Genomic DNA, 25093 nt, shown 5'->3' with positions numbered 1-25093 from the left:
CCCTGCAACGGTCGGGCTTCCATAAAAAAAGCGACGCTGTAGCGTCGCCATTTTTTTTGAGACGTGCCCGATCAGCTGAAGAACGACTTCGCCTTTTCGAACCAGCCCTTGTCGTTCGGGCTGTGCTTGTGACCGCTCTTCCTGAACGACTCATCCAGCTCCTTCAGCAACTTGCGCTGGTGCTCGGTGAGCTTGATCGGGGTTTCCACGGCCACATGGCAGTACAGGTCGCCGGGGTAGCTGCTGCGCACGCCCTTGACGCCCTTGCCGCGCAGGCGGAAGGTCTTGCCGCTTTGCGTGCCTTCGGGCAGGTCGATGGTGGCCTTGCCCTGCAGCGTGGGCACGTCGATCTCGCCACCGAGCGCGGCAATCGTCATGCTCACGGGAACCTGGCAGTGCAGGTCGTCGCCCTCACGCTCGAAGATGTCGTGCTTGCGCAGCCGCACCTCGATGTAGAGGTCGCCCGAGGGGCCCCCGTTCTGGCCAGGTTCGCCGTTGCCGGTGCTGCGGATGCGCTGGCCGTCGTCGATGCCGGCGGGGATCTTGATCTCCAGCGTCTTCTGCTTCTTGAGCTTGCCCTGGCCGTGGCAGGTGGTGCAGGGTTCGGGGATGATCTTGCCGCTGCCGTGGCATTGCGGGCAGGTCTGCTGCACGCTGAAGAAGCCCTGGCGCATCTGCACCGCGCCCTGGCCATGGCAGGTGGGGCAGGTCTTGACGCTGGTGCCGGGCTTGGCGCCGGTGCCCGAGCAGGTTTCGCAGTTGTCCCACGAGGGAATGCGGATCTGCGTTTCCTTGCCGGCGGCCGCTTCTTCCAGCGAGATTTCCATCGCGTAGGAGAGGTCCGCGCCGCGGTACACCTGGCGGCCGCCGCGCTGGCCGCGCGCGCCGCCGAAGATGTCGCCGAAGATGTCGCCGAAGGACTCGGAGAAGCCGCCGAAGCCATCGGCGCCAGCGGGGCCGCCGCGCATGTTCGGGTCCACGCCAGCGTGGCCGTACTGGTCGTAGGCGGCCTTCTTCTGCGGGTCGGACAGCATCTCGTAGGCTTCCTTGGCCTCCTTGAACTTCTCTTCGGCCGCCTTGGCAGCGTCGCCCTGGTTGCGGTCCGGGTGGTGCTTCATCGCGAGCTTGCGATACGCCTTCTTGACTTCCTCGTCCGAGGCGTTCTTGGGCACACCCAGCACTTCGTAAAAATCGCGTTTAGCCATGGTCTCTAGCGGTTCGGTTGGAACACAAACGCCGCGTCAGGTTGCCCCGGCGCGGCGAATGATCGTCAAAAGCGGATCAACCTCGATCAGGCCTTCTTCACTTCCTTGACTTCGGCGTCGACCACGTCGTCGTCGGCCGGCTTGCTGCTGCCGGCCTGGGCGTCTCCGCCTTCGGCAGCGGCCGCCGCGGCCTGCTCGGCCTGGGACGCGGCGTAGACCTTCTCGCCCAGCTTCTGGCTGGCGGCCATCAGGGCTTCGGTCTTGGCCTCGATCTCGGCCTTGTCCTCGCCCTTGGCAGCTTCCTCCACGTCCTTGAGCGCGGTCTCGATCGCTTCCTTCTCGGCGGCTTCGAGCTTGTCGCCGTGCTCGCCCAGCGACTTCTTCACGCTGTGCACCATGGCCTCGGCCTGGTTGCGCGCCTGCACGAGTTCGACCTTCTTCTTGTCGTCGGCGGCGTTGAGCTCGGCGTCCTTCACCATCTGCTGGATCTCGTCTTCCGACAGACCCGAGTTGGCCTTGATGGTGATCTTGTTTTCCTTGCCGGTGCCCTTGTCCTTGGCGCCCACGTGCAGGATGCCGTTGGCGTCGATGTCGAACGACACCTCGATCTGCGGCATGCCGCGCGGCGAGGCCGGAATGCCTTCGAGGTTGAATTCGCCGAGCAGCTTGTTGCCGGATGCGATCTCGCGCTCGCCCTGGAACACCTTGATGGTCACGGCCGGCTGGTTGTCCTCGGCGGTCGAGAAGGTCTGCGCGAACTTGGTCGGGATCGTGGTGTTCTTCTGGATCATCTTGGTCATGACGCCGCCCATGGTTTCGATGCCCAGGCTCAGCGGGGTCACGTCGAGCAGCAGCACGTCCTTGCGGTCACCGGAGAGCACCTGGCCCTGGATGGCGGCGCCGACGGCCACAGCCTCGTCGGGGTTGACGTCCTTGCGCGGCTCCTTGCCGAAGAACTCCTTGACCTTCTCCTGCACCTTGGGCATGCGGGTCATGCCGCCGACCAGGATCACGTCGTGGATGTCCGAGGCGCTGATGCCCGCGTCCTTGATGGCGGTGCGGCAGGGCGCGATGGTGCGCTCGATCAGCTCTTCCACCAGGGCTTCGAGCTTGGCGCGCGTGAGCTTGATGTTCAGGTGCTTCGGGCCCGAGGCGTCGGCCGTGATGTAGGGCAGGTTCAGGTCGGTCGCGGCCGAGCTGGAGAGCTCGATCTTGGCCTTCTCGGCGGCTTCCTTGAGGCGCTGCAGGGCCAGCACGTCCTTGCTCAGGTCGACGCCTTGCTCTTTCTTGAACTCGCCAATGATGTAGTCGATGATGCGCTGGTCGAAGTCTTCTCCGCCCAGGAAGGTGTCGCCGTTGGTGGAGAGCACCTCGAACTGCTTCTCGCCATCGACGTCGGCGATCTCGATGATGGACACGTCGAAAGTGCCGCCACCCAGGTCATAGACGGCGATCTTGCGGTCGCCCTTTTCCTGCTTGTCCAGGCCGAAGGCCAGGGCCGCGGCGGTGGGTTCGTTGATGATGCGCTTGACGTCGAGGCCGGCGATGCGGCCGGCGTCCTTCGTGGCCTGGCGCTGGGCGTCGTTGAAGTAAGCGGGCACCGTGATCACGGCCTCCGTCACCGGCTCGCCCAGGTAGTCCTCGGCGGTCTTCTTCATCTTGCGCAGGATGTCGGCGCTGACCTGCTGGGCCGAGATCTTCTTGCCGCGCACTTCCACCCAGGCGTCGCCATTGTCGGCCGCGACGATGGAGTAGGGCATCAGGTCGATGTCCTTCTGCACTTCCTTCTCGGTGAACTTGCGACCGATCAGGCGCTTGATCGCGTACAGCGTGTTCTTGGGGTTGGTCACGGCCTGGCGCTTGGCCGATGCGCCCACGAGCACCTCGCCGTCTTCCTGGTAGGCCACGATGGACGGCGTGGTGCGCGCGCCCTCGGCGTTCTCGATCACCTTGGTGGTGTTGCCTTCCATGATGGACACGCACGAGTTGGTGGTGCCCAGGTCAATGCCGATGATTCGTCCCATGTTGTTGCTCCGATGCGAAAAATGAAGATGTGAAAAACGATGTGGGGAAGGTGTGGATAACTGGTGGGTATTTCAAGGCCGCCGCGCCGTCATTTCGGCGCGGCCACCGTCACCAGGGCCGGGCGCAGCACGCGGTCGGCGATGAGGTATCCCTTTTGCAGCACCGTCACCACGGTGTTGGCCTCCTGGTCCGCCGGCACCACGCTGATGGCCTGGTGCTGGTGGGGGTCGAACTTCGTGGACGGCGCCGGGCTGATCTCCAGCACCTTGTGGCGCTCCAGCGCGCTCTTGAGCTGCTTGAGCGTGGCTTCAGAGCCTTCGCGCAACTGCTCGCGCGTGGCTTCCTGGATGGACAGGCCGGCCTCAAGGCTGTCGGCCACGGCCAGCAGGCTGTCGGCAAAGCTCTCCACCGCGAACTTGCGCGCCTTGCTGACCTCTTCCTCGGCGCGGCGGCGCGCGTTTTCCGCCTCGGCCTTGGCGCGCAGGAACTGATCGGCCAGGTCGGTGTTCTGTGCCTTGAGCGTGGCGAGCTCCTGGGTCAGGGCTGCCAGGGCGTCGGCCTCATTGGCCGCTTCGGCCGCCAGGGTCTCCTCCGGGCTGGCGGGCGTGTTCGGGTCGGGCGGGTTGTTGTGGTCAGGCGTCTGGCTCATGGGTAGTTGAAGTACGTGAAAACAAGGGCCAGCGGAGGCCATGCGCGACAGTTGGGGCCTGTGGCTGCGGATTCAAGGGGGTGGGTGGCGATTGACCACCAGGGAGGTGCCGGCGCTGTGAGCGGCGATCGGCCCGGAGCGGGGCAGGTGGGCCCCGGGGGGTGATTCTAAGTCCCGGCGGGGCGCGGGCTCGGCTGGCCGGCTGCCACGCGCGCCTGCTGGTGCGACCACTTGCCCGCGAACTGCTGCACTTCGGCCAGGCGGCGCGCCAGCTCGGCGCCCTGGGTGGTCAGGCGGTAGCCCTGGCCGCCGTGGTCGACCAGACGGGCCGCGCGCAGCTCCTTGATGCGGGTGTTCAGGGTATTGGGCGTGACGCCGCCCACGCTGTCCTGCAGCAGGCGGAAGGTCTGGGGGTGGCCGTCGCTCAGGGCCCAGATCACGCGCATGGCGTAGCGCGATTCCAGCAGGTCGAAGAGCTGCATCACGGCGGCATTGTCCTTGGCACTCATGCGCTGTCTCCTGGGTCGGCCCTGTTCCGGGCATTTCCACTATAGGCAGGAACGTCGCGCGCTACCAGTTTGCTAGCTGCGTGCATTGCAGCAATGTGGCGCAAAGACCAAGGCTACGGATTTACCCGGATTGCCGGGGCGGCCCGGGCGGCCTACGGGCGGTACACCTTGCGCAGCAGCCCGATGAGGACCTGCAGCTCCTCGGGCGAGAGCCGGCCCGAGACCTCGTGTTCGAGCATGGTGGCGGTGGCCTGGGCCTCACGGTACAGGCGCTGGCCGGCGGCCGAGAGGTGCAGGCCTTGCGCGCGCCGGTCGGTGGGGTGGGGCTTGCGCAGCACCAGGCCGCGTTTGTGCAGGCCCTTGACCAGGCCCACCAGGTTGGGTGGCAGGATGTCGAGCGCGGCGCAGATCTGGCGCGATGTGATGCCCGGGTTGTGCGCCACCACCGAGAGCACGGAGAAGTCAACAGGGCGCAGGCCGAAGGGCTCCATGCGGCGCAGGAACACGGTGATGACCGACAGCGCCGCACGCCGCGCGTTGTAGCCCAGCAGGGTTTCCAGGTAGGCGGTGTCGACCTCGGGCGCACCGCTGGTGGCGCCAGAGGAAGTGTCGGCGCCGTCGTTCTTGCGGGCCGCGCGCGGGCGGCGCAGGGCGTTGGCGGTCGAGGTCTCGGGCATGTTCAGAGCATAGCGTGGCGGTTCAGGCGGTTGCCAGGGTGCCGGCCATCATGGCCATGCGCATGTCGAACTCGGGCCAGACCCAGCGCCAGAAGGCGGCTTCGGCGGTGGCGTCGCCACCAGGTGCGGCCGCGATGCGCGACCAGGCCCAGGCCATGAGCAGCAGCGCCGTGGCGCGCAGGAAGTCGTCGGCCAGCCAGAACGGTCGCCCGGGCGGCGCGCCTTCGGTGGCGGCCTGCGGCAGCAGTTCGTCGCGCAGGAAGTTCTGAAGGCGCGCGATCGCGGCCCGCGTCCGACCGGCGCCGGGCAGGGCGGCCAGGTCGGTACCGAGTTCGCCCAGCAGCGCCAGCAGCGCGGCACCGCCATCGGGCAGGGTCTTGCGCAGCAGCAGGTCGATCGCCTGGATCTCGTTCGTGCCTTCGTAGATCATGGCCACGCGCGCGTCGCGCACGTGCTGCTCGATGCCCCACTCGCGCACGTAGCCGTGGCCGCCGAACACCTGCAGGCAGGCGCTGGCGCCGCTGAAGGCCTGTTCGGTCCAGGCGGCCTTGAGCACCGGCGTGACCAGGCTGCACCAGCGCGCGGCCGATTCGCGCCGTGAGGCTTCCGGGTGGTGTTTCTGGGCGTCGAGTTCGAGCGCGGTGCGGTAGGCGAGCACGCGCCCGGCGTCGATCCAGGCGCGCTGGGTCTGCAGGATGCGCTGCATCGCCGGGTGCAGGGCAATCGCGTCAGGTTCGCCGGCTTTGCTCGCGCTGCCGGGCGCGCGCATCTGGCGCCGTTCCTGCGCGTAGGCGTTGGCCTTCTGCCAGGCAGCGTCGAGCAGGCCGATGCCCTGCAGGCCGACCAGCAGGCGCGCGGCGTTCATCATCACGAACATGGCGTTGAGGCCCTTGCCGGGTTCGCCCACGATGTCGGCCCTGGCTTCGTCGAAGCGCATCACGCAGGTGGGGCTGGCGTGGATGCCCATCTTCTCTTCGATGCGCTCGCAGTGCACCGCGCTGCGCGTGCCGTCCTCGTGGAACTTGGGCACGAGGAACAGCGAGAGGCCCTTGGGGCCGGGGGGCGCATCGGGCAGGCGCGCCAGCACCAGGTGCACGATGTTGTCGCTCAGGTCGTGTTCGCCGCCCGAGATGAAGATCTTGGTGCCACTGAGCGCGAAGCGGCCGTCGGGCAAGGGCACGGCCTTCGTGCGCGCCAGGCCCAGGTCGCTGCCCGCGTGCGGCTCGGTCAGGCACATGGTGGCGAGCCATTCGCCGCTGGCCAGCTTCTCCAGGTAGCGCGCCTTCAGGGTGTCGCTGCCGTGGTGGCGAATGCATTCGTAGGCGCCATGCAGCAGGCCGGGTGCCATGGTCCAGCCGTGGTTGGCGGCGTTGAGCTGCTCGTGCAGCACCGCTTCCACCACGGTGGGCAGGCCCTGGCCACCGTCTTCCACCGCGCAGGCGAGCGAGGGCCAGCCGGCCTGCCAGAAGGCCTGGTACGACTCGCGAAAGCCCGGTGGCATGGTGACGACCCCGTCCTTCCACTGCGCGCCGGTTTCGTCGCCGTCGCGGTTGAGGGGCGCCACCACCTCGCCGACGAACCTGCCCGCCTCTTCGATCACCTGCGTGAGCAGGGCGGTGTCGGCGTGCTCGGCCAGCGCGGGCAGTTCGGCCAGGCGCTCGTGCGCGCGCAGCACGCCGAACAGGATGTGGGCGTGGCGTTCGGGCTGGGGCAGGTAGGCGTTCATCGGCGGGATCGGTGCTGATCAGCGGCAGCTGAAGCTGGTGGCGGATTCGACCGGGCCGCTGCCGTTGTAGCGCGCCACGCTAGGGTAGGCGCACAGTGGCCGGGTGCGGTCGGGCGCCCATGTGGCCGGCAGTTCGGCGTTGGCGCCGCCCGGGTTGCCCGCGCCGCGCGCGCTGGCCGTCACGGCTTGCGGGGCCACACCTTGTTCGACCCATTTCACCAGCGGCGTGAGCAGGTCGAACTGGTCGGTGGCCAGGCCGTCTCTGCAGTGGTTCATGCCGGGCACCGGGAAGTAGCGCGCGAAGTCGGGCTGGTTGACGCGTTCGACCCACTGGCGTGTGTCCTCGGCCGAGAAGATCGCGTCGCTCACGCCGTGGTACAGCACCATCTTCGCGCCGCGCGCGCGCAGCGGCAGCAGGCTGCCGGCCTGGTCGTGGCCGGGCGGGCTCATGAGCGAGAGGCCTGATTCGCGGTAGGTGTCGGTTGTGGCTGAGACCGCAGCCAGCAGCGCATCGATGTGGGCCGTGGCCGGGTTCACCGGCGCGGCCGGTGGTGCGGTGAACACCGTGCCGACCGAGAGCGGGTCCAGCGCCACCGAGTTGACGAACTTCCAGGTCGCCCAGTTGCTGCCGGCGATGCCCGCGTCGTACGGGAAGGCGCTGTAGATGGGCTGGCCGTTGGCGGCCTTGCCACCGGCCTGCACCTGGGCCAGCGTGCTCTTCTGCGCGGGGGTGAGGCAGCTGCCGTCGCGCGTGCCACCGCAGCTGGGCACGTCGCGCACCACGTCGAAAGCGGCCTGGCAGGCCTGGGTGGCCTGCACCATGCCGTCGCTCAGGCCGTCGAGCGCGTCGCAGCGGTTGAGGACGGCGCGTGCCACGGTCTGGCGCTCGGCGGCGGTGAGGGCGCTGGCCAGGTCGGGAATGTTGGCACTGGGGTTGAGCGGATGCTTCACCGTCGCGCCGGGCGTGGCCAGCGGCATCCAGCGCTGCGCGCCCCACAGTTGTGCCAGCGCCGCGTTGGGCAGGCGGTAGCCGGGTGCGCCGATCAGGTAGCCGTCGTACTGTTCACCCAGGCGAGCGGCCGCCACCATGGCGTGGCGCCCACCGTTGGAGCAGCCGCCGATGTAGGAGCGGTCCGGCGCCTTGCCGTAGGCGCTGGCGATCAGGGCCTTGGCCATGGGCGTGAGCTTGGCCACGGCCTGGTAGCCGTAGTCCAGCCGGGCCTGGGGCTCCAGGCCGAAGACGGTGGTCTGCGCGCCGGTGTGGCCGGCATCGGAGCTGATGACTGCGAAACCTTGCGCCAGCGCGCCGGTGAGCGGGCCGCCGCCGAGCGCGCCCTCGGCCGGGCGCACGGCACCGTCCAGGCCGCCGTTGCCCTGGTAGTAGAAGCGGCCATTCCAGGCCTGGGGCAGGCGCATCTCGAAGCCGATCGCGTAGTCGCGGCCGTCGCTGCCCTTGCGCTTGTGCATCTGGCCCTTGACCAGGCAGTGCGCCGCCACCGGCTGGCCGGCCTGCACGAGGCCGCCCGCGGCCACGGGCGCCGCGGAGTCGATCGCCGTCTGGTCGAAGCGGAACTGCGCCGGCAGCGTCTCGCACTGCCGCAGGCTCGCGCCCACGGCGGGCTTGAGCGAGGCCGGGGGCGACGAGCCCGGGGCGGTGGCGCAGGCGGCGAGCGCCAGGCCGAGCGCGGCGGGCAGCGTCGCGCGCAGGGCGGATGCGGGGGTCTTCATGGTGTGTCTCCTGGGGGGCTGTTGTGAACGGGATCCAATCAGGCGCTCTGGCGCGCGGTGCCGAGGTAGGTCTCGATCACGCGCGGGTCGCTGGCGAGTTCGCTGGCCGGGCCCTGGGCGCTGAGTTCGCCCATTTCCAGCACGTAGCCGTGGTCGGCCACCTGCAGCGCGGCGCGCGCGTTCTGCTCCACCAGCACGATGGTCACGCCGGTCTGGCGCAGGCGTTCGATGATGGCGAAGATCTCGCGCACGATCAGCGGCGCCAGGCCCAGGCTGGGCTCGTCGAGCATGAGCAGGTCGGGCGCGGACATGAGGGCACGGCCCACGGCCAGCATCTGGCGCTCGCCGCCCGAGAGCGTGCCGGCGAGCTGGGTGCGGCGCTCCTGCAGGCGCGGGAAGATGCCGTAGACGTCGTCGAGCCGGCTGCGCCATTTCGCATTGCCCAGGCGCATCTGGCGAAAGCCGCCGAGCAGCAGGTTGTCCTCCACCGGCATGGTGCCGAAGAGTTCGCGTTTCTCGGGCACCAGCGCCATGCCGTTCATCACGCGTTCCTCCAGCGTGAGGGTGGTGATGTCCTGCCCGCGGAACTCGATCGTTCCCTGGCCGGGCAGGATGCCCATGAGCGTGTTGAGCAGCGTGGACTTGCCTGCGCCGTTGGGGCCGATGACGGTGATCACGCCGCCGGGCTGGGCCTCGACGTCGATGCCGTGCAGCACCTCGGCGCGGCCGTAGCCGGCGCGCAGGCCCTTGACCTGAAGAATGGGTGGGGTGCTCATGTCAGTGTTCCGTTCCCAGATAGGCGGCGCGGACCTTCGGGTCCTGCTGCACCTGCGCGGGCGGCCCCTGGGTGAGCAGGGTGCCGAATTCCATCACCACCAGGTGGTCGCAGATCTGCATCACCAGGTCCATGTCGTGTTCCACGAGCAGGATGCTCATGCCTTCGCCTCTGAGCTGGCGCAGCACATCGGCCAGGTCCTGCTTCTCCTTGTGGCGCAGGCCGGCGGCGGGTTCGTCGAGCAGCAGCAGGGTGGGGTCGGCGCAGAGAGCGCGCGCGATTTCCATCAGGCGCTGCGGACCCATGGCCAGGTTGCCGGCCTGCTCGTGCAGGTGCTCACCCATGCCGATGCGCTCCAGCTGCCGTTGCGCCTCGCGGAACAGCTGCCGCTCCTCCGCGCGGTTGGCGCGCAGCATGGCCGGCAGCACGCCCTTGCGCCCGCGTGTGTGCGCGCCCAGGGCCACGTTCTCCAGCACCGTCATGTCCGGGATCATCTTGACGTGCTGGAAGGTGCGTGCCATGCCCAGGCGCGCGATCTCGCGCGAAGGCTTGCCCACGACGTTGCCACCCTGGAAGTGCACCGCGCCGCTGGTGGCCGGCAGCACGCCGGTGACCAGGTTGAAGGTGGTGGACTTGCCCGCGCCATTGGGGCCGATGAGGCCGACGATCTGGCCGGCATGGACCTGGAAGCTGATGTCGTTCACCGCCACCAGGCCGCCGAACTGCATGCGTGCGTCGCGCACGTCGAGCACCAGCGCTCCGGTGGCGGGCCGGGCGCGTTCGGGCAAGGCCGCGGCGTCCTGCCAGTCGACCTTGCGCGGCGGCTTCGGCACGAAGCGTGCGACCAGCGACCACAGACCGTCGGGCAGGTACTTGAGCACCACCACCAGCGCGATGCCGAACACGATCACTTCGTAGCTGCCACTGGTGCCCATCAGGCGGGGCAACAGCACCTGCAGCTGGTCCTCCAGCACGCGGATCAGGCCCGCGCCGACGATGGCGCCCCAGACGTGGCCCACGCCACCGATGACCGCCATGAACAGGTATTCGATGCCCATCTTCAGGCCGAAGGCCGAGGGGTTGACCGTGCGCTGGAAGTGCGCCAGCAGCCAGCCCGCGACCGAGGCGAACAGCGCGGCCAGCACGAAGATGGTGACCTTGTAGCGGAAGGTGCTGATGCCCATGGCCTCGGCCATCTGCGAGCCACCCTTGAGCGAGCGGATCGCGCGGCCCGCGCGCGAGTCCAGCAGGTGCAGCAGGGCGGCGGCGAAGGCCAGCAGGATGAACCAGGTGAGCACGAAGAAGGCGCGGCCCTGGCCGATGTCGAAGCCACCGATGGACAGGCTCTGGATGCCCAGCAGGCCGTCGTACTTGCCCAGGGCGTCGAGGTTGCCCATGAGGTAGTACAGCGACAGGCCCCAGGCGATGGTGGCCAGCGGCAGGTAGTGGCCCGACATGCGCAGCGTGATCAGGCCCACCAGCAGCGCGCTGCCGGCCGTGAGGCCCAGGCCGATGAACAGCGTGATCCAGGGCGACATGCCGAGGTTGAGCGTGAGCCAGGCGGTGGTGTAGGCGCCAATGCCGACGAACGCGGCCTGGCCGAACGAGGTCAGGCCGCCCACGCCGGTGAGCAGCACCAGGCCCATCACCGTCATGCTGTACATGCCGATGTAGTTGAGCTGCGCGATCCAGAAGTCGGGCAGCGGCAGCACCGCGACCAGCGGGATCGCGAGGGCCAGGATCAGCAGGCCGAGGTTGTGCAGCTTCGGCATGTCAGTGGTCCTCGTCGGCATGTTTGCTGCGCAGGGATCTGAACAGCAGGACGGGAAGAATCAGCGTGAACACGATCACTTCCTTGAAGGCGCTGGCCCAGAACGAACCGAAGGCCTCGATCACGCCGACGAACAGCGCGGCGATGAGCGCGCCGGGATAGCTGGAGAGACCGGCGGCGACGGCGGCGACGAAGCCCTTGAGGCCGATCAGGAAGCCCGAGTCGTAGAACACCGTGGTGGTGGGGCCGATCAGCAGGCCCGAGAGCGCACCGATGAAGGCGGCCATGGTCATGGTGAGCTGACCCGACGCCTGCGAGGAAATGCCCATGAGGCGTGCGCCGGTGCGGTTGACGGCGGTGGCGCGCAGCGCCTTGCCGCGCAGCGAGCGCTCGAAGTACAGCCACAGCAGCACGATCAGCGCCAGCGTGGCCGCGCCGGTGATGATGGCCTGGCCCGAGAGCATGACCGGACCGATGGTGTAGCGCTCGTCCCAGAAGGCGGGGTTGCGGAAGCCCTCGGCGCCGAAGAACACCAGGCCCAGGCCGGTCATGGCGAAGTGCACACCGACCGAGACGATCAGCAACACCAGCGGCGTGGCGCTCTCCAGCGACTGGTAGGCCACGCGGTAGACCAGCGGGCCATAGACGGTGACCACGGCCACGCTGAGCGCGGCCTGCGCGATCAGCGGGAACTGGCGCGGAGCGGCCCAGATGGCCAGCGCCGAGACCAGCAGCGGCAGCGCCAGCGTGCGCAGCGCCGCCTTGAAGGCAGGCAGGGCGCTGCGCTGGTGCCGCCAGCGTTCGGCCAGGTCCATGAGGGCCGCGAGGCCGGCCAGGAGCAGCAGCAACCACACGGTGCCGGGCACCTTGCCGGTCTGGAAGATGGCCAGGGTGAGCGCGCCGTACGCGACGAACTCGCCCTGGGGAATGAAGATGATGCGGGTGACGGTGAACACCAGCACCGTGGCCAGACCCAGAAGCGCATACACCGCGCCGTTGGTCAGGCCGTCGAGCAACAGAATGCTGGCAATGGAGAAGTCCATAAATAGCCTAACGAGAAAAGACAGCGCAGAAAAAACCTCAACCGGCGACGCACAAGATCTTCCGAAGAAAGACCCCCTTTGCGCCTGCCCCTCACCCTCCTTCGACAAGCTCAGGACAGGCCAAGCCTCTCCCCGAAGGGGCGAGGGAGCCAGAAGACCTCGTCACGCGTGACGTGCCTCCCTCCAGAGGCATCAAGGGTCCGGCTGCGCCGGCCCGAGATGCCGTCCCTCCTCGAAGCGCCGAAGGCGCGCCACAGAGGGGGGAAGCCGCGTCAGCGGCGCAGGGGGGAGCTCTCGATCATTCAACTTTGAACTTGCCGTCGACCACTTTCAGCATCACGCCGGTTTCCATCGTGTAGCCCCAGTGGTCGGTGGGCGTCCAGTTCATCACGCCATGCGAGAAGACGGTGCGGCCCATGGTTTCCATGCTGTCGCGCAGCGCGGCGCGGAATTCCGGCGTGCCGGGCTTGGCCTTTTTCAGCGCCATCGGGATCACTTTTTCCAGCACGATCTGCGCGTCGTACGAGTGGCCGGCGAACTGGTTGCGCAGGCCCACGCCCACGGCCTTCTCGTACTTCTGCACGAAGTCGATGGCGACCTTCTTGGACGGGTGGCTGTCGGGCAACTGCTCGGCGATCACGGCCGGGCCGGAGACCACGTAGGCGCCTTCGACGGCCTTGCCGCCCACGCGCATCAGGTCCTGCGTGGCCGCGGCATGCGTCTGGTAGATCTTGCCTTTGTAGCCGCGGTCGACCATGGCCATGTGCGGCATGGCCGCGCCGGAACCCGAAGCCACGATCAGCACCGCGTCCGGGTTGGCAGCGGTGATCTTGAGGGCCTGCGGCGTCACGCTGGTGTCGGTGCGCGCGAAGCGCTCGGTGGCGATCACCTTGATGCCGGCTTTCTCCAGCAGCGGCGCGCTTTCCTTGAGCCACTGCTCGCCATAGGCGTCGGTGTAGCCCAGGAAGCCGATGGTCTTGATGCCCTGCTTCTTCATGTGCTCGACCACGGCGTGACCCATCACGGTGTTGGACTGTGGCAGGCGGAACACCCACTTGTCCTTGCCGGGCGGCAGGCCCACGGGCGAACCGGTGAGCTGCACCGTGCCGGCCTCGGTGGCGATGTCGCTCATGGCGGCGGCCACGGCGGTGATGCTCGAACCGATGATCATGTCGACCTTGTCCTCGGTCACGAAGCGGCGCGCGTTGGCGGCACCCTTGCCCGGGTCGGTCGCGTCGTCGAGGATGATGAGGTTGACCTTCTCGCCGGCGATGGTCGGCGGGAACAGCTTGAACTGGTTCTGCATCGGGATGCCCAGGCCGGAGCCGGGGCCGGTGAGCGAGAGGCTCACGCCGATGTTGATGTCGGCCAGCGCGGCGGTGCCGGTCAGGGCCGTGATGGCGATGGTCACCAGCGTCTTTGCAATTTTCATGGAATGTCTCCTTCTGGGGTGGTTGGGGGGAACGGGGTCAGGAACAGGGTCAGGAACAGAGGGCCTTGATGTCCTCGGGCACGGGAATGGCCTTGATGCGCTCGGGTGCCTCGGGCGGGTGGATCACGAAGGCGCGCGTCTCGGTGCCCTCGCACAGCAGCTCGTCGCCGCGTTTCACCACATGCCTGTGCATGAACACCTTCTCGCGCCATTCGGTCACGCTGGTGTGGATCTGGATGCGCTCGCCATACGTGGCTGGGCGCACGAACTTGGTGTGGATCTCCAGCAGCGGCGTGCCGACGATGCCGCGCGTCTTCACCAGTTCGCGCCAGGGCGGCACGCCGCACTTGACGAAAAAGTTCAGCGAGGACGCGTCCATCCACTTCGAGAAATTCGGAAAGAACACGATGCCGGCCGGGTCGCAGTCGCCGAACATCACTTCCACTTCGTAGATCACGGTTTTTGTCATGAGAAGAATGGCTTTCGGCTCGGGGTGTCTGGTCGGGAGATACCGCAGAACCGGCTTTGCCGGGCTGCAGGTATCGCCCCCTTGAGGGGGTGACGCACCGAAGGTGCGGCGCGGGGGTGGTCCATTACCGGGGGGCCATGCGCAGGGCGCCGTCCAGGCGGATCACTTCACCATTGAGGTGCGTGTTGGTCACGATGTGCGCGGCCAGTTGCGCGAACTCCTCGGGCTTGCCCAGGCGCGACGGAAACGGGATGCTTGCCGCCAGCGAGGCCTGCACCGGCTCGGGCAACTGCTTCATCAGCGGCGTGCTGAACAGGCCGGGCGCGACGGTGCAGACGCGGATGCCGTGCTGCGCCAGGTCGCGCGCCATCGGCAGCGTCATGCCCACCAGACCACCCTTGGAAGCGCTGTAGGCCTGCTGGCCCACCTGGCCGTCGAAGGCGGCCACGCTGGCGGTGAACATCATCACGCCGCGCTCGCCGTCTTCCAGCGGATCGAGCTTTGCGCAGGCCGCGGCGAACAGGCGGCTGGCGTTGTAGGTGCCGATCAGGTTGACGTTGATGACTTTCGCAAAGTCTTCCAGCGGCGCGGGGTTGCCGTCCTTGCCGACCACGCGCTTGGCGGTGCCGATGCCGGCGATGTTCATCAGGATGCGCGCGGGGCCGTGCGCGGCGGCGGCCTGGGCCAGCGCGTTCTGCAGGCTGTCGGTGTCGGTGATGTCGCACTGGCACGCCACGCCGCCGATGTCGACCGCCACACGTTTCGCGTTGTCCAGGTTCACGTCGAGCACCGCGACCTTGGCGCCCAGCCGGGCCAGTTCGCGCGCGGTGGCCTCGCCGAGGCCCGAGCCGCCGCCGGTGACGAGGGCGGCGTGTCCTTGAATGTTCATGGTCCGATCCTTTCCTGTTTCAAGCCGATGTGTTTTCAATGAGCAGTGCCATGCCCTGGCCACCGCCCACGCAGGCGCTGGAGATGCCCCAGCGCTGGCCGCCGCGCTGCAGCTCGCGCGCCAGCGTGAGCGTCAGGCGCACGCCGGTGGCGGCCAGCGGGTGGCCCAGCGCGATGGCGCCGCCGTTGACGTTGAGCTTTGCGAGGTCCATGCCCAGTTCGCGCGCCACTGCCAGCGTTTGCGCGCCCTGCGCCTCGTTCACTTCGAAGCGGGCGATGTCGTTCATCGAGAGGCCGGTGCGCTCCAGCAGCAGGCGGATCGCCGGCGCCGGGCCGATGCCCATGATCTCGGGCGGCACACCCACCGCGGCGGCAGCGACCACGCGCGCCAGCGGCTGCTTGCCGTGCGCCTTCGCGTAGGCGCCCGAAGCCACCACGCAGGCCGCTGCCGCGTCCACCAGCGCCGAGCTGTTGCCACCGGTCTGCACGCCGCCCTCGAACACGGGCCTGAGCTTGGCCAGCACCTCCACCGGCGAGAGCCGTGGATGCGTGTCGGCAGCCACCTCCGTGAGCTTGCCCTGCAGCCGGATGCCGCGCGCCTTGTAGCCGGAGAGCTCGAACTTCTCGCTGACCACGGGAACGATCTCGCCGGCGAGAAAGCCGCTCTCCTGCGCGGCCACGGCCTTCGCGAACGAGGCCGAGGCGAAGGCGTCCACTTCTTCGCGGGTGATGCCGTATTGCTTCGCCAGGTTCTCCGCGGTCTGGATCATGTTGATGCCGGGCGCCGGGTCCTTCAGCGCCTCCCACATGTAGTCCTTGAAGCCCACCGGCGCGCCGAGCTTGAAGCCGGTGCGGTGGTCGAAGGCCGCAATGGGGTTGCGCGTCATGCTCTCGGTGCCCACCACCAGCGCCGCGTCGCAGGCGCCGCCCTGGATGTGCTCGCCGGCCTGGCGGAAGAGCTCGAAGCCGGTGCCGCAGATGCGCTGCGCCATGATGGCCGGCACCTCCACCGGCACGCCGGCGTACAGGCCGATGTGGCGCGGCAGGAAGAACTGGTCGAAGTCGCCGGGTGCCATGTTGCCGGTGACGACCGAGCCGATGTGATCGCCCGGCACGCCGGCGCGCTGCAGCGCTTCACGGGCGGCCTTGATGCCCAGGTCGGTGGGCGAGATGTGGCCGAGCGCCCCACAGTAGTCGACCATGGGCGTGCGCACGCCGGCCAGCAGCCAGACGTCGTCGAAGGCGTTGAAGAATCCGCGGGATGCCATGTTGTTTCTCTTTACTCGGGCTTGAGGATCGCGTGCAGCGTGTCGCTGTGCAGCTGCGCCACGGTTTCGGCGCGGTGCGTGAGCACGGCGCGCTGGTTGATCGAGCCCTTGTCGGTGATCTCGCCGCGGTCGATGGTGGGTGGGTCGGCCAGCAGGCACAGGCGCGCGATGCGGCTGGCGCTGCCGGTGGCGTTCTTCGCCAGCTCGTTGACCACGCGCTGGAAGTGTGCGAGCACCGGCGCGGCGTTGAGCACCTCGTGCATGGGCGCGTCGGCGCCCAGGCCGCTGAGCGCGCGAACCGCTGGTGTAGGGAACACCATGGCACCCACTTCCTTCATGTTCAGGCCGGTGAGCACCACGTCCTGGATGTAGGGCGCGCCGGCGGCGATCACCTTGGCGCGCAGCGGGCCCACGCTCACGAAGGTGCCGGTGGCGAGCTTGAAGTCCTCGGCAATGCGGCCGTCGAACTTCAGGCCCAGGTGGATGTCGGTCTCGTCGATCCACTTCACCGCGTCGCCGGTCTTGAAGAAACCTTCCTCGTCGAAGGAGTCGGCCGTCTCGGCCGGCATGCGCCAGTAGCCCGGCGTGATGTTCGGGCCCTTGTAGCGCACTTCCGTTTTCCCGTCGGTGTCGACGAGCTTGAGCTCCAGCCCGGGCGTGGGCAGGCCCAGGTCGCCGGCCTTCACGTCGGGGCTGGTGACGAAGATGCCGAAGGGGCTGGACTCGGTCATGCCCAGGCCGGTGCCCATGACGATGCGCTCGCCGATCTCGGCCTCCTGCACCGCGTGCAGGGCGTCCCACACCGGCTGCGCCAGTGCGGCGCCAGCGTAGAAAAACATGCGCACGCGCGAGAGCAGGGTCTTGCGCAGCGCCTCGTCGGTCTTCATCGCGTTGGCGATGGCCTCGAAGCCGGTGGGCACGTTGAAGTACACCGTGGGGGCGATCTCGCGCAGGTTGCGCAGCGTCTCGCCCATCAGCGCGGGCGTGGGCTTGCCGTCGTCGATGTAGAGCGTGCCGCCGTGGAACAGCACCATGCCGAAGTTGTGGTTGCCGCCGAAGGTGTGGTTCCAGGGCAGCCAGTCCACCAGCACCAGCGGGCTCTCGGCCAGCACCGGCATGGACTCGCTCATCTGCTGCTGGTTGGCGCACCACATGCGCTGGGTGTTGATCACGGCCTTGGGCATCTTGGTCGAGCCCGAGGTGAACAGGAACTTGACGATGGTGTCCGGGCCCGTGGCGGCCATGGCCGCGTCGACCGCTGGTGTGGGTTCGGTGGCCAGCAGCGCCGCGAACGAGGTGGTGGCGCGCCCGGGCACCGTGCCCTCGGTGGTGACGAGTTCCACGCCTTCGGCCACGGTGGCCAGCATGGCGCGGCCGTAGCGGCTCGCGTCGCTCGCGAACACCAGGCCGGGCGTGAGCGTCTTGACCACATGGTGCAGCTTGTCGAAGTCCTGGCTGACCAGCGAGTAGGGCGGGGAGGTGGGGCAGTAGGCCACGCCGGCATACAGGCAGCCCAGCGCCAGCAGCGCATGTTCGAGGTCGTTTTCGCTCAGGATCAGCACCGGGCGCTCGGCCGAGAGGCCGCGGTCGAGCAGGCCCTGGCCGATGCGCCGCGCGGCATCCAGCGCCTGCGCGAACGTGATGTGCCGCCAGTCGCCGGCGCTGCCATCAGGGTTCTTCACGCGGCGCGCGAACACCGTCTGCTCGGGGCGGGTTTTCGCCCAGTGCACCAGCCGGTCGGTGATGCGCACGGGGAAGGCGGGCAGGTCCTGCGCCGCGCGCAGGTAATGCACGCCGGGCGCGCCGTCGCGCAGGGTGGCGCGGGTGACACCGAACTTCAGGGGGCGGTACTTGGCTGCGGTCATGTTGTCTCTGGCGTGTTGTCGGTATGGATCCATGAAAGGGCTGGTCGGCGCGCGTGTCCTGGTCAAGAGATGCCGCGGAACTGGCTCTGCCATGCCGCAGGCATCGCCCCTGGGGGTGACGCCGAAGGCGGCGCGGGGGGAGCAGCGACCCTCAGTCGCGTTTCACCTTGTCTGCGCGCCCTTCGAGGAAGGCGCGCACGCGCTCCTTGGCCTCGGGCGCGTTCTGCACGATCGCGGCCATCAGCGCCTCGGTGAAGAAGCCGTGGTCGGCCGGTTGTTCGGCGATGCGCGGCAGTGCGTGCATCAGCGCGTAGTTGGTCAGCGGTGCGTTGCCCGCGATGCGCGTGGCCAGTTCCAGGGCCTTCTCGAAGGCCGTGCCCTGAGGCACCAGGTACTGCGCCAGGCCGATGCGCTCGCCTTCGGCGGCCTTGTAGACGCGGCCGGTAAGCATCATGTCGGTCATGCGCGCGGCGCCGATCAGGCGCGGAATGCGCACCGAGCCGCCACCGCCCACGAAGATGCCGCGCGAGCCTTCGGGCAGGGCGAAGAAGCTCGATTCGTCGGCCACGCGGATGTGGCAGGCGCTGGCCAGCTCCAGACCACCTCCCACAACGGCGCCGTGCAGCGCGGCCACCACCGGCACCGGGCCGGACTGCACGCACTCGAGCGCGGCGTGCCACATGCGCGAGTGGTGCAAGCCTTCGCCGGCGTCGCGTTCGGCCAGTTCGGACAGGTCCAGGCCGGCGCAGAAGTGCTCGCCCGAGCCGCAGATCACGGCGGCGCGCACGCCGTGCGGCATGCCCTGGAAGATGTCGCGCAGGGCGAGGATGAGACCGTCGTTGAGCGCATTGCGCTTGGCGGGCCGGTTCAGCGTGATCACGGCGACTTCGGACGATTCGCCTTGCAGTGTCAGGCTGATGTCGGTGGAATGGATGGGCATGGAGGTTCTCGGCTGTGCTCCGGGATGATCGGATTCCCGTGCTTGTTGGAAGCCGCCATTATTGTTATAAACAATAACCAAAACAAGCGTGCCGGTCAAAAACAGACCCCCGTGTTTACCCTAGGGTGCCAACGCACCCCGGCCTCATCCGGAGACATCCATGGACCACCAGAACCTCATCGCGATCGACATCCACACCCACGCCGAAGTGAGTTGTCGCAACCCCTTCGACAACTACGGCGAGGAGTACGACCGCGCGGCCGACAAGTACTTCGGCAGCAACCGCCGGCCCACCATCGCCGAGACCATTGCCTACTACCGCGAACGCAAGATCGGCCTGGTGATGTTCACCGTGGACAGCGAATCGAAACTGGGCCGGCGCCGCATTCCGAACGAGGAGATCGCGCAGGCGGCGCGCGAGAACAGCGACATGATGATTGCCTTCGCCAGCATCGACCCGCACAAGGGCAAGATGGGCGCGCGCGAGGCCGAGCGGCTCATCAAGGAGGAGGGCGTCAAGGGCTTCAAGTTCCACCCCACGGTGCAGGGCTACCACCCTTACGACAAGATGGCCTGGCCGCTCTACGAGGTGATCAACGCGCACAAGCTGCCCACGATCTTTCACACCGGTCACAGCGGCATCGGATCGGGCATGCGCTGCGGCGGTGGCCTGCGGCTGGAGTACAGCAACCCCATGCACCTGGACGACGTGGCCATCGACTTCCCGGACATGCAGATCGTGATGGCGCACCCCAGCTTTCCCTGGCAGGACGAAGCCCTGAGCGTGGCCACGCACAAGCCCAACGTGTGGATCGACCTCAGCGGCTGGAGCCCGAAGTACTTCCCCAAGCAACTGGTGCAGTACGCGAACACGCTGCTGAAAGACCGCATCCTGTTCGGCAGCGACTACCCGCTGATCACGCCCGAGCGCTGGATGAAGGACTTCGAGGTCGCCGGTTTCAAGCCCGAGGTGATGCCCGGCATCCTCAAGGGCAATGCGGTGCGCCTGCTGGGGCTGGACGTCGCCTGAGGCCAGGACTTCATGGACATGCAGGCTTTCGCCACCCTCGCCGACATCGAGCGCCTGGAGCAGAACGCGCGCGCCGTGGTGGCGCCCGAGCGCAGCCCGTATGCGCTGATCCGTGCCGCTGCCCTGCGCTTTCCCGCGCGCGAGGCACTCACCTTCCTGCCGGATGCGGGCCTGGACACCGCGCCGCGCCACGTGACCTACCGCGCGCTGCTGGCAGGCATCCACCGGGCGGCCAACCTGTTCCGCGCGATGGGTGTGGGCCCGGATGACACGGTTGCGCTGCTCGCGCCCAACACGCCCGAGGCGCACGTGGTGCTGTGGGGTGCCCAGCTCGCCGGGCGTGTGTGCCCCATCAACTACCTGCTGCAGCCCGAGCACATCGCGGCGCTGCTCAAGGCGTCGAACGCCACGGTGCTGGTGGCGCTGGGGCCCAGCGATGAACTGGCGGTCTGGCCGGTGGCCGAGCAGGTGGTGCGGCACCACCCGCTGCCGCTGATCCAGATCCGCGCGGGCGCGCACACCGAGCCCGGCGTCCCCGTGCTGCAGGACCTGCTAGCCACGCACGCCGATGATCTGGCGTTCGATCCCGATCTGCATCCCGACCGCGTGGTGGCACTGTTCCACACCGGGGGCACCACCGGCGCGCCCAAGCTCGCGCAGCACACGGCTGGCAACGAGGCGCACACGGCATGGTTCGCGCACGCCTTCTACGACATGGACGAAAACGCGGTCGAGATCAACGGCTTCCCGCTGTTCCACGTGGCCGGTGCTTTTGTCTACGGCCTGGCACTGCTGGCCATTGGTGCGCGCCAGGTTCTGCCTACGCTCACTGGCATGCGCAACACGGGCTTCGTGCGCCAGTACTGGGCATTCTGCGAGCGCGAGCGCGTGACCCACCTGGCCTGCGTGCCCACGGTGCTGGCCACGCTGCTGGGCGTGCCCATCGACGCCGACGTGTCCAGCGTGCGCGCCGCCTACACCGGCGGCTCACCGCTGCCCTCCGAGCTCGCACAGCGCTTCGAGGCCGGCACCGGCATCCCGGTGCGCAACATCCTGGGCATGACCGAATGCGCCGGGCTGGTCAGCATCGAGCCGCTGCATGGGCCGCGCACACCGGGATCTGCCGGCCTGCGCCTGCCGTACACCGAGGTGCACGCCGTGCCCTGGCGCGACGGCGAAGCGAAGCTGGACGAACGCTGCGCGCCGGGCGAGACCGGCGTGCTGGTGCTGCGCGGCCCGCACGTGAGCCCGGGCTACACCGATGCGGCGCGCAACGCCGGCCTGTTCGAGCAGGGCTGGATCGTCACCGGCGACCTGGGGCATATCGACGGCGCCGGTCGCATCCACATCACCGGCCGCGCCAAGGACGTGATCATTCGTGGCTCGCACAACATCGACCCCGGCCTGGTGGAGGAGGCGTTCCTGGCGCACCCGGCGGTGGGGCTGTGCGCAGTGGTGGCCGAGCCCGATGCCTATGCCGGCGAGGTGCCTGTGGCCTTCGTGACGCTCAAGCCTGGTGGGACCATCACTGCAGAAGACCTGCTCGCGGCGGTCGCGCCGCAGGTGTACGAGCGCCCGGCCGTGCCCAGACGCGTGGTGCTGCTCGACGCCCTGCCCATGACCGCGATCGGCAAGGTGTTCAAGCCCGAGCTGCGCCTGCGCGCGATCGAGATCAAGCTGTCCGAGACGCTGCGCGACTGGGCACCAGGTGTGCCGGCCACCGTGCAGGCGCGCGACGACGCGGGGCGCCAGCGCGTGCGCATCGCGTTCGCCGCACCTGCGGATGAGGCCCTGCGCGAGACCGTGCTCAAGGGCCTGGCGGCGATGGCTTTCGAGGTCGAGATCGTGTTTGCCTGAATCCGGGGCTCACCAGCCGCCGCGCGTGAGCCAGCGCTCGAGCTGATCCAGCTTGTCCACGCCCCAGAACAGCTCGCCGTCCACCACCACGGTGGGCGAGCCGAACACGCCGGCCTGGAGCGCGGCGTCCACTTCGCTGCGCAGCAGGGCAGCGGCTTCGTCGCTCGCGGCGGCCTCGGCGATGGTTGCGCCCACCAGCGGCAGCAGCGAGCCGGCCGTGGACAGGTCCAGCCCCTGGCCCCAGTACGCGGCGTAGAGGGCGTGCGCCACCTCGGCCGCGCGCTGCGGCTGGTGGCGGTTCACCCAGGCCATCGCGCGTGCGCAGGGCAGCGGGTTCATCACCGTGTCCATCGGGTGGCGCTGCAAGGCAATGCCGTGTTCACGCGCATGGCGCAGCACGTCGCGTTCGGTGTAGGGGCCCTTGAGCGGTGTCTCCATCAGGGGCTTGAGGCCCATCACCTTCATCACCGAGACGCCCAGCAGCATCGGGTGCCAGGCCACGCCCCGCCCGTGTCGCGCCGCGAGGTCTTCGATGCGCAGCGAGGCGAAGTAGCCGTAGGGCGAGATGAAGTCGAAGTAAAAGTGCAGCGGTGCGGCCATGCGGGGATGGTAACCAGCGGCCTTTCTTTTCGAGGTGCTGGGCCTTGAGCGGATTTCTCGCCTGCTTTGTGGGGAGGTCGGGTGGTCCGGTCATGCTGGCGCCGGCCGCTCGCGGACGTGTACCCGGGCGCGCTGCGACTGCTTCATCAACGCCGCGTGGGCGCACCGTCTTTTGTGGCAACCGCGAATTGGGCCAGCGCCGCCACCGGCCGGGCGCGAGGTCAAGGCGAGAAACGCAATGAGCGAGAAGGCCTCAACCCCAGACTTCCTGCGCCGTCTCCACCACCAGCGCCAGCTTCTTGCGCTGGTCTTCCACCGCGATGTTGTTGCCGTGCACGGTGGAGGAGAAACCGCACTGCGGCGACAGGCACATCTGGTCCAGCGGGGCGTACTTCGCGGCTTCCTCGATGCGGCGCTTGAGCGCGTCCTTGCTTTCCAGCTGGCCGAACTTGGTCGTCACCAGACCCAGCACCACGATCTTGTCTTTCGACAGGTAGCGCAGCGGGCGGAAGTCGCCCGAGCGCTCGTCGTCGTATTCGAGGAAGAAGGCGTCGAGCTTCATCTCGGCCAGCAGCGCCTCGGCCACCGGCTCGTAGTTGCCGGCCGCCGCGTGCGTGCTCTTGAAGTTGCCGCGGCACAGGTGCATGGCCAGCGTCATGCCCTTGGGCTTGTGCGCCACCACCTTGTTGATGAAACCGGCGTAGCGGTGCGGCAGTTCGTTCGGGTCGTCGCCGCGCTGGCGCGCGGCTTCGCGCATGCGCTCGTCGCACAGGTAGGCCATGTTGGTGTCGTCCATCTGCACATAGGTGCAGCCCGCGTCCGCCAGGCTCTGCAACTCGTCGCCATAGGCCTTGGCCACGTCGTCGTAGAACACCGGGTCGAGTTCGGGGTAGGCCTCCTTGCTGATGCCGGCGCGCCCGCCGCGGAAATGCAGCATGGTGGGCGAGGGGATCGTCACCTTGGGCGTGAGGCCCGGTCGGCCCAGGGCTTCGACCTGCGCCTTGAGGTACTGGAAGTCGGCCAGCTGGATGTTCTTCGCGTGGCGCACCTTGTCGATCACGCGGATCACCGGGGGCGCTAGTTCCTCGGTGCCGTCGGGCTTGCGGATGGTGACCGGGATGTCGGTCTTGACGCCACCGAGCTGTTCCAGGAAATCGATGTGGAAGTAGGTGCGACGGAATTCCCCGTCGGTGATCGAGCTCAGGCCCACGTCGGCCTGGAACTTGACGATCTCGGTGATGGCGCGGTCCTCGACCTTGCGCAGCTGCTCGGCCGTGATGCTCTTCTGGTTGAAGAACTGGTCGCGCGCTTCGAGCAGGTAGGCCGGTCGCAGAAAGCTGCCGACGTGGTCGGCGCGGAACGGGGGATGGGCGCGCAAGCTCATGGAAAGTCCTGTGGTGGTGGGCTGAAAAGAATGGGAATGCGCACTTTGCCAGCCTTTCATGAATACATGAACCTATGGAAAACCCCAATAAATGGTCAAATTCTCTTGAAAATGCCGGGTTTCTGTATACATTGCGTATCCATGAATACGACGCCATCCCATTTTCCGCTCAACGCCTGGTACGCCGCCGCCTACGACGTGGAAGTCGGCCGCAGCCTGCTGGCGCGCACCATCTGCAACCAGAAACTGGTGCTGTACCGCCAGATCGATGGCACGCCGGTGGCGCTGGAGGACGCCTGCTGGCACCGCCTGCTGCCGCTGTCCATGGGGCGGCTCGAAGGCGATGAACTGGTCTGTGGTTACCACGGCCTGGTGTTCAACGCCGAAGGCCGCTGCACCCACATGCCGAGCCAGGAGACGCTCAACCCCTCGGCCTGCGTGCGCTCTTTCCCGGTGGTCGAGCAGCACCGCTTCCTCTGGATCTGGCCGGGCGATCCGTCGCTGGCCGACCCGGCGCTGGTGCCCGACCTGCACTGGAACCAAGACCCCGAATGGGCAGGTGACGGCAAGATGATTCGTGTGCAGTGCGACTACCGGCTGGTGGTCGACAACCTGATGGACCTGACGCACGAGACCTTCGTGCACGGCAGCAGCATCGGCAACCGCGCCGTGGCCGAAGCGCCTTTCGTGGCCACGCACGGCGAGCGCACCGCCACCGTGACACGCTGGATGGAGAACATCGAGGCGCCGCCGTTCTGGGCCGGGCAGATCCAGCACGCACGGGGCCACGTGGGCCCGGTGGATCGCTGGCAGATCATCCGCTTCGAGGCGCCGTGCACGGTGACGATCGACGTCGGCGTGGCGCCCGCGGGCAGCGGCGCGGTGCCGCGCGGCGAGAACCCGGGCGATCGCAGCCAGGGCGTCAACGGCTACGTGCTCAACACCATCACGCCCGAGACCGGCAACACCTGCCTGTATTTCTGGGCCTTCGCGCGCAACTACTGCCTGGACGAGCAGCGCCTCACGCACCAGTTGCGCGAGGGCGTGGCCACCATCTTCCGCGAGGACGAGTTCGTGCTCGAGGCGCAGCAGAAGGCCATCGAGGAGCACCCGGACCACAAGTTCTACAACCTCAACATCGACGCCGGCGCCATGTGGGCACGCCGCCTGATCGACCGCATGGTGGACGCCGAGCGCAGCGACGCGCCGGGCGCCGGACCGACCGTGATCCCGATCCGGCGGGCGGGCTGAA

Annotated in this window: 21 protein-coding genes; 3 read left to right on the top strand and 18 right to left on the bottom strand. The window is 68.1% G+C overall.

Features of this window, described 5'->3' with window-relative positions; genetic code table 11:
• Nucleotides 1-71 precede the first annotated feature (71 nt).
• The 16 genes from dnaJ to K5880_RS16090 form a co-directional block, all read right to left on the bottom strand.
• Entirely contained in the window at nt 72-1205 is a 1134-nt protein-coding gene (gene dnaJ, locus K5880_RS16165; RefSeq protein WP_297654505.1) for a molecular chaperone DnaJ, read from the bottom strand.
• An 86-nt stretch (nt 1206-1291) separates the two neighbouring features.
• Nucleotides 1292-3229, bottom strand: coding sequence for a molecular chaperone DnaK (gene dnaK, locus K5880_RS16160; protein ID WP_297654502.1), 1938 nt, complete (start codon nt 3227-3229; stop codon nt 1292-1294).
• Between the two features lie 89 nt (nt 3230-3318).
• The gene (grpE, locus tag K5880_RS16155; RefSeq protein WP_297654499.1) at nt 3319-3879 is read right to left on the bottom strand and encodes a nucleotide exchange factor GrpE; all 561 of its coding nucleotides are present in this window, start codon (nt 3877-3879) and stop codon (nt 3319-3321) included.
• Nucleotides 3880-4046: 167 nt separating this feature from the next.
• Complete coding sequence (locus K5880_RS16150) at nt 4047-4388, bottom strand: winged helix-turn-helix transcriptional regulator (protein ID WP_297654496.1); 342 nt, start codon at nt 4386-4388, stop codon at nt 4047-4049.
• A gap of 152 nt (nt 4389-4540) precedes the next feature.
• A complete protein-coding gene (locus K5880_RS16145; RefSeq protein WP_297654493.1) occupies nt 4541-5065 on the bottom strand; it encodes a MarR family transcriptional regulator in 525 nt (174 codons plus the stop codon).
• Between the two features lie 22 nt (nt 5066-5087).
• Nucleotides 5088-6791 carry an acyl-CoA dehydrogenase family protein gene (locus K5880_RS16140; protein ID WP_297654490.1) on the bottom strand — a complete coding sequence of 568 codons (1704 nt, stop codon included), beginning with the start codon at nt 6789-6791 and terminating at the stop codon, nt 5088-5090.
• Nucleotides 6792-6809: 18 nt separating this feature from the next.
• Complete coding sequence (locus K5880_RS16135) at nt 6810-8519, bottom strand: tannase/feruloyl esterase family alpha/beta hydrolase (RefSeq protein WP_297654488.1); 1710 nt, start codon at nt 8517-8519, stop codon at nt 6810-6812.
• Nucleotides 8520-8557: 38 nt separating this feature from the next.
• Nucleotides 8558-9295, bottom strand: coding sequence for an ABC transporter ATP-binding protein (locus K5880_RS16130; RefSeq protein ID WP_297654485.1), 738 nt, complete (start codon nt 9293-9295; stop codon nt 8558-8560).
• Nucleotide 9296: 1 nt separating this feature from the next.
• The gene (locus K5880_RS16125; RefSeq protein WP_297654483.1) at nt 9297-11066 is read right to left on the bottom strand and encodes a branched-chain amino acid ABC transporter ATP-binding protein/permease; all 1770 of its coding nucleotides are present in this window, start codon (nt 11064-11066) and stop codon (nt 9297-9299) included.
• 1 nt (nt 11067) lies between these two features.
• Nucleotides 11068-12108 carry a branched-chain amino acid ABC transporter permease gene (locus K5880_RS16120; RefSeq protein ID WP_297654481.1) on the bottom strand — a complete coding sequence of 347 codons (1041 nt, stop codon included), beginning with the start codon at nt 12106-12108 and terminating at the stop codon, nt 11068-11070.
• A gap of 298 nt (nt 12109-12406) precedes the next feature.
• The gene (locus K5880_RS16115) at nt 12407-13540 is read right to left on the bottom strand and encodes an ABC transporter substrate-binding protein (protein WP_297654479.1); all 1134 of its coding nucleotides are present in this window, start codon (nt 13538-13540) and stop codon (nt 12407-12409) included.
• A 49-nt stretch (nt 13541-13589) separates the two neighbouring features.
• The gene (locus K5880_RS16110; RefSeq protein WP_297654478.1) at nt 13590-14009 is read right to left on the bottom strand and encodes an acyl-CoA thioesterase; all 420 of its coding nucleotides are present in this window, start codon (nt 14007-14009) and stop codon (nt 13590-13592) included.
• 124 nt (nt 14010-14133) lie between these two features.
• On the bottom strand, nt 14134-14898 hold the full coding sequence (locus tag K5880_RS16105) for an SDR family NAD(P)-dependent oxidoreductase (RefSeq protein WP_297654475.1): 765 nt from the start codon (nt 14896-14898) through the stop codon (nt 14134-14136).
• 19 nt (nt 14899-14917) lie between these two features.
• Entirely contained in the window at nt 14918-16165 is a 1248-nt protein-coding gene (locus K5880_RS16100) for a thiolase family protein (RefSeq protein ID WP_297654472.1), read from the bottom strand.
• Between the two features lie 11 nt (nt 16166-16176).
• Nucleotides 16177-18030 carry a feruloyl-CoA synthase gene (locus tag K5880_RS16095; RefSeq protein ID WP_297654469.1) on the bottom strand — a complete coding sequence of 618 codons (1854 nt, stop codon included), beginning with the start codon at nt 18028-18030 and terminating at the stop codon, nt 16177-16179.
• A gap of 151 nt (nt 18031-18181) precedes the next feature.
• Nucleotides 18182-18970 carry a crotonase/enoyl-CoA hydratase family protein gene (locus K5880_RS16090; RefSeq protein WP_297654467.1) on the bottom strand — a complete coding sequence of 263 codons (789 nt, stop codon included), beginning with the start codon at nt 18968-18970 and terminating at the stop codon, nt 18182-18184.
• Nucleotides 18971-19130: 160 nt separating this feature from the next.
• Here K5880_RS16090 and K5880_RS16085 point away from each other — a divergent pair, with 160 nt between their 5' ends.
• Both K5880_RS16085 and K5880_RS16080 read left to right on the top strand, forming a co-directional pair.
• On the top strand, nt 19131-20000 hold the full coding sequence (locus K5880_RS16085) for an amidohydrolase family protein (protein WP_297654464.1): 870 nt from the start codon (nt 19131-19133) through the stop codon (nt 19998-20000).
• 12 nt (nt 20001-20012) lie between these two features.
• A complete protein-coding gene (locus tag K5880_RS16080; protein ID WP_297654461.1) occupies nt 20013-21857 on the top strand; it encodes an AMP-binding protein in 1845 nt (614 codons plus the stop codon).
• Between the two features lie 9 nt (nt 21858-21866).
• Here K5880_RS16080 and K5880_RS16075 read toward each other — a convergent pair whose 3' ends face one another.
• Both K5880_RS16075 and K5880_RS16070 read right to left on the bottom strand, forming a co-directional pair.
• On the bottom strand, nt 21867-22457 hold the full coding sequence (locus tag K5880_RS16075) for a 2-hydroxychromene-2-carboxylate isomerase (protein ID WP_297654458.1): 591 nt from the start codon (nt 22455-22457) through the stop codon (nt 21867-21869).
• Between the two features lie 253 nt (nt 22458-22710).
• Nucleotides 22711-23841 (bottom strand): 5-methyltetrahydropteroyltriglutamate--homocysteine S-methyltransferase, encoded by a 1131-nt coding sequence (locus K5880_RS16070; RefSeq protein ID WP_297654455.1) that lies wholly within the window; start codon nt 23839-23841, stop codon nt 22711-22713.
• A 141-nt stretch (nt 23842-23982) separates the two neighbouring features.
• Here K5880_RS16070 and K5880_RS16065 point away from each other — a divergent pair, with 141 nt between their 5' ends.
• Nucleotides 23983-25092, top strand: coding sequence for an aromatic ring-hydroxylating dioxygenase subunit alpha (locus K5880_RS16065; RefSeq protein ID WP_297654452.1), 1110 nt, complete (start codon nt 23983-23985; stop codon nt 25090-25092).
• Nucleotide 25093: the final 1 nt, after the last annotated feature.

The sequence above is a fragment of the Hydrogenophaga sp. genome, from assembly GCF_025699295.1.
GTDB lineage: Bacteria > Pseudomonadota > Gammaproteobacteria > Burkholderiales > Burkholderiaceae_C > Hydrogenophaga.
The sequence above is the reverse complement of the archived record's forward strand: the minus strand, read 5'-3'. Positions and strand labels throughout refer to the sequence as shown.

What these genes read in the sequence shown, in the direction of transcription:
- K5880_RS16115 (WP_297654479.1), bottom strand. Translation starts at nt 13,540, where the DNA reads ATGAAAATTGCAAAGACGCTGGTGACCATCGCCATCACGGCCCTGACC.
- K5880_RS16145 (WP_297654493.1), bottom strand. Translation starts at nt 5,065, where the DNA reads ATGCCCGAGACCTCGACCGCCAACGCCCTGCGCCGCCCGCGCGCGGCC.
- K5880_RS16075 (WP_297654458.1), bottom strand. Translation starts at nt 22,457, where the DNA reads ATGGCCGCACCGCTGCACTTTTACTTCGACTTCATCTCGCCCTACGGC.
- K5880_RS16080 (WP_297654461.1), top strand. Translation starts at nt 20,013, where the DNA reads ATGGACATGCAGGCTTTCGCCACCCTCGCCGACATCGAGCGCCTGGAG.
- K5880_RS16130 (WP_297654485.1), bottom strand. Translation starts at nt 9,295, where the DNA reads ATGAGCACCCCACCCATTCTTCAGGTCAAGGGCCTGCGCGCCGGCTAC.
- K5880_RS16090 (WP_297654467.1), bottom strand. Translation starts at nt 18,970, where the DNA reads ATGCCCATCCATTCCACCGACATCAGCCTGACACTGCAAGGCGAATCG.
- K5880_RS16110 (WP_297654478.1), bottom strand. Translation starts at nt 14,009, where the DNA reads ATGACAAAAACCGTGATCTACGAAGTGGAAGTGATGTTCGGCGACTGC.
- K5880_RS16135 (WP_297654488.1), bottom strand. Translation starts at nt 8,519, where the DNA reads ATGAAGACCCCCGCATCCGCCCTGCGCGCGACGCTGCCCGCCGCGCTC.
- K5880_RS16100 (WP_297654472.1), bottom strand. Translation starts at nt 16,165, where the DNA reads ATGGCATCCCGCGGATTCTTCAACGCCTTCGACGACGTCTGGCTGCTG.
- dnaJ (WP_297654505.1), bottom strand. Translation starts at nt 1,205, where the DNA reads ATGGCTAAACGCGATTTTTACGAAGTGCTGGGTGTGCCCAAGAACGCC.
- K5880_RS16140 (WP_297654490.1), bottom strand. Translation starts at nt 6,791, where the DNA reads ATGAACGCCTACCTGCCCCAGCCCGAACGCCACGCCCACATCCTGTTC.
- K5880_RS16085 (WP_297654464.1), top strand. Translation starts at nt 19,131, where the DNA reads ATGGACCACCAGAACCTCATCGCGATCGACATCCACACCCACGCCGAA.
- K5880_RS16065 (WP_297654452.1), top strand. Translation starts at nt 23,983, where the DNA reads ATGAATACGACGCCATCCCATTTTCCGCTCAACGCCTGGTACGCCGCC.
- K5880_RS16150 (WP_297654496.1), bottom strand. Translation starts at nt 4,388, where the DNA reads ATGAGTGCCAAGGACAATGCCGCCGTGATGCAGCTCTTCGACCTGCTG.
- K5880_RS16120 (WP_297654481.1), bottom strand. Translation starts at nt 12,108, where the DNA reads ATGGACTTCTCCATTGCCAGCATTCTGTTGCTCGACGGCCTGACCAAC.
- K5880_RS16125 (WP_297654483.1), bottom strand. Translation starts at nt 11,066, where the DNA reads ATGCCGAAGCTGCACAACCTCGGCCTGCTGATCCTGGCCCTCGCGATC.
- grpE (WP_297654499.1), bottom strand. Translation starts at nt 3,879, where the DNA reads ATGAGCCAGACGCCTGACCACAACAACCCGCCCGACCCGAACACGCCC.
- dnaK (WP_297654502.1), bottom strand. Translation starts at nt 3,229, where the DNA reads ATGGGACGAATCATCGGCATTGACCTGGGCACCACCAACTCGTGCGTG.
- K5880_RS16070 (WP_297654455.1), bottom strand. Translation starts at nt 23,841, where the DNA reads ATGAGCTTGCGCGCCCATCCCCCGTTCCGCGCCGACCACGTCGGCAGC.
- K5880_RS16095 (WP_297654469.1), bottom strand. Translation starts at nt 18,030, where the DNA reads ATGACCGCAGCCAAGTACCGCCCCCTGAAGTTCGGTGTCACCCGCGCC.
- K5880_RS16105 (WP_297654475.1), bottom strand. Translation starts at nt 14,898, where the DNA reads ATGAACATTCAAGGACACGCCGCCCTCGTCACCGGCGGCGGCTCGGGC.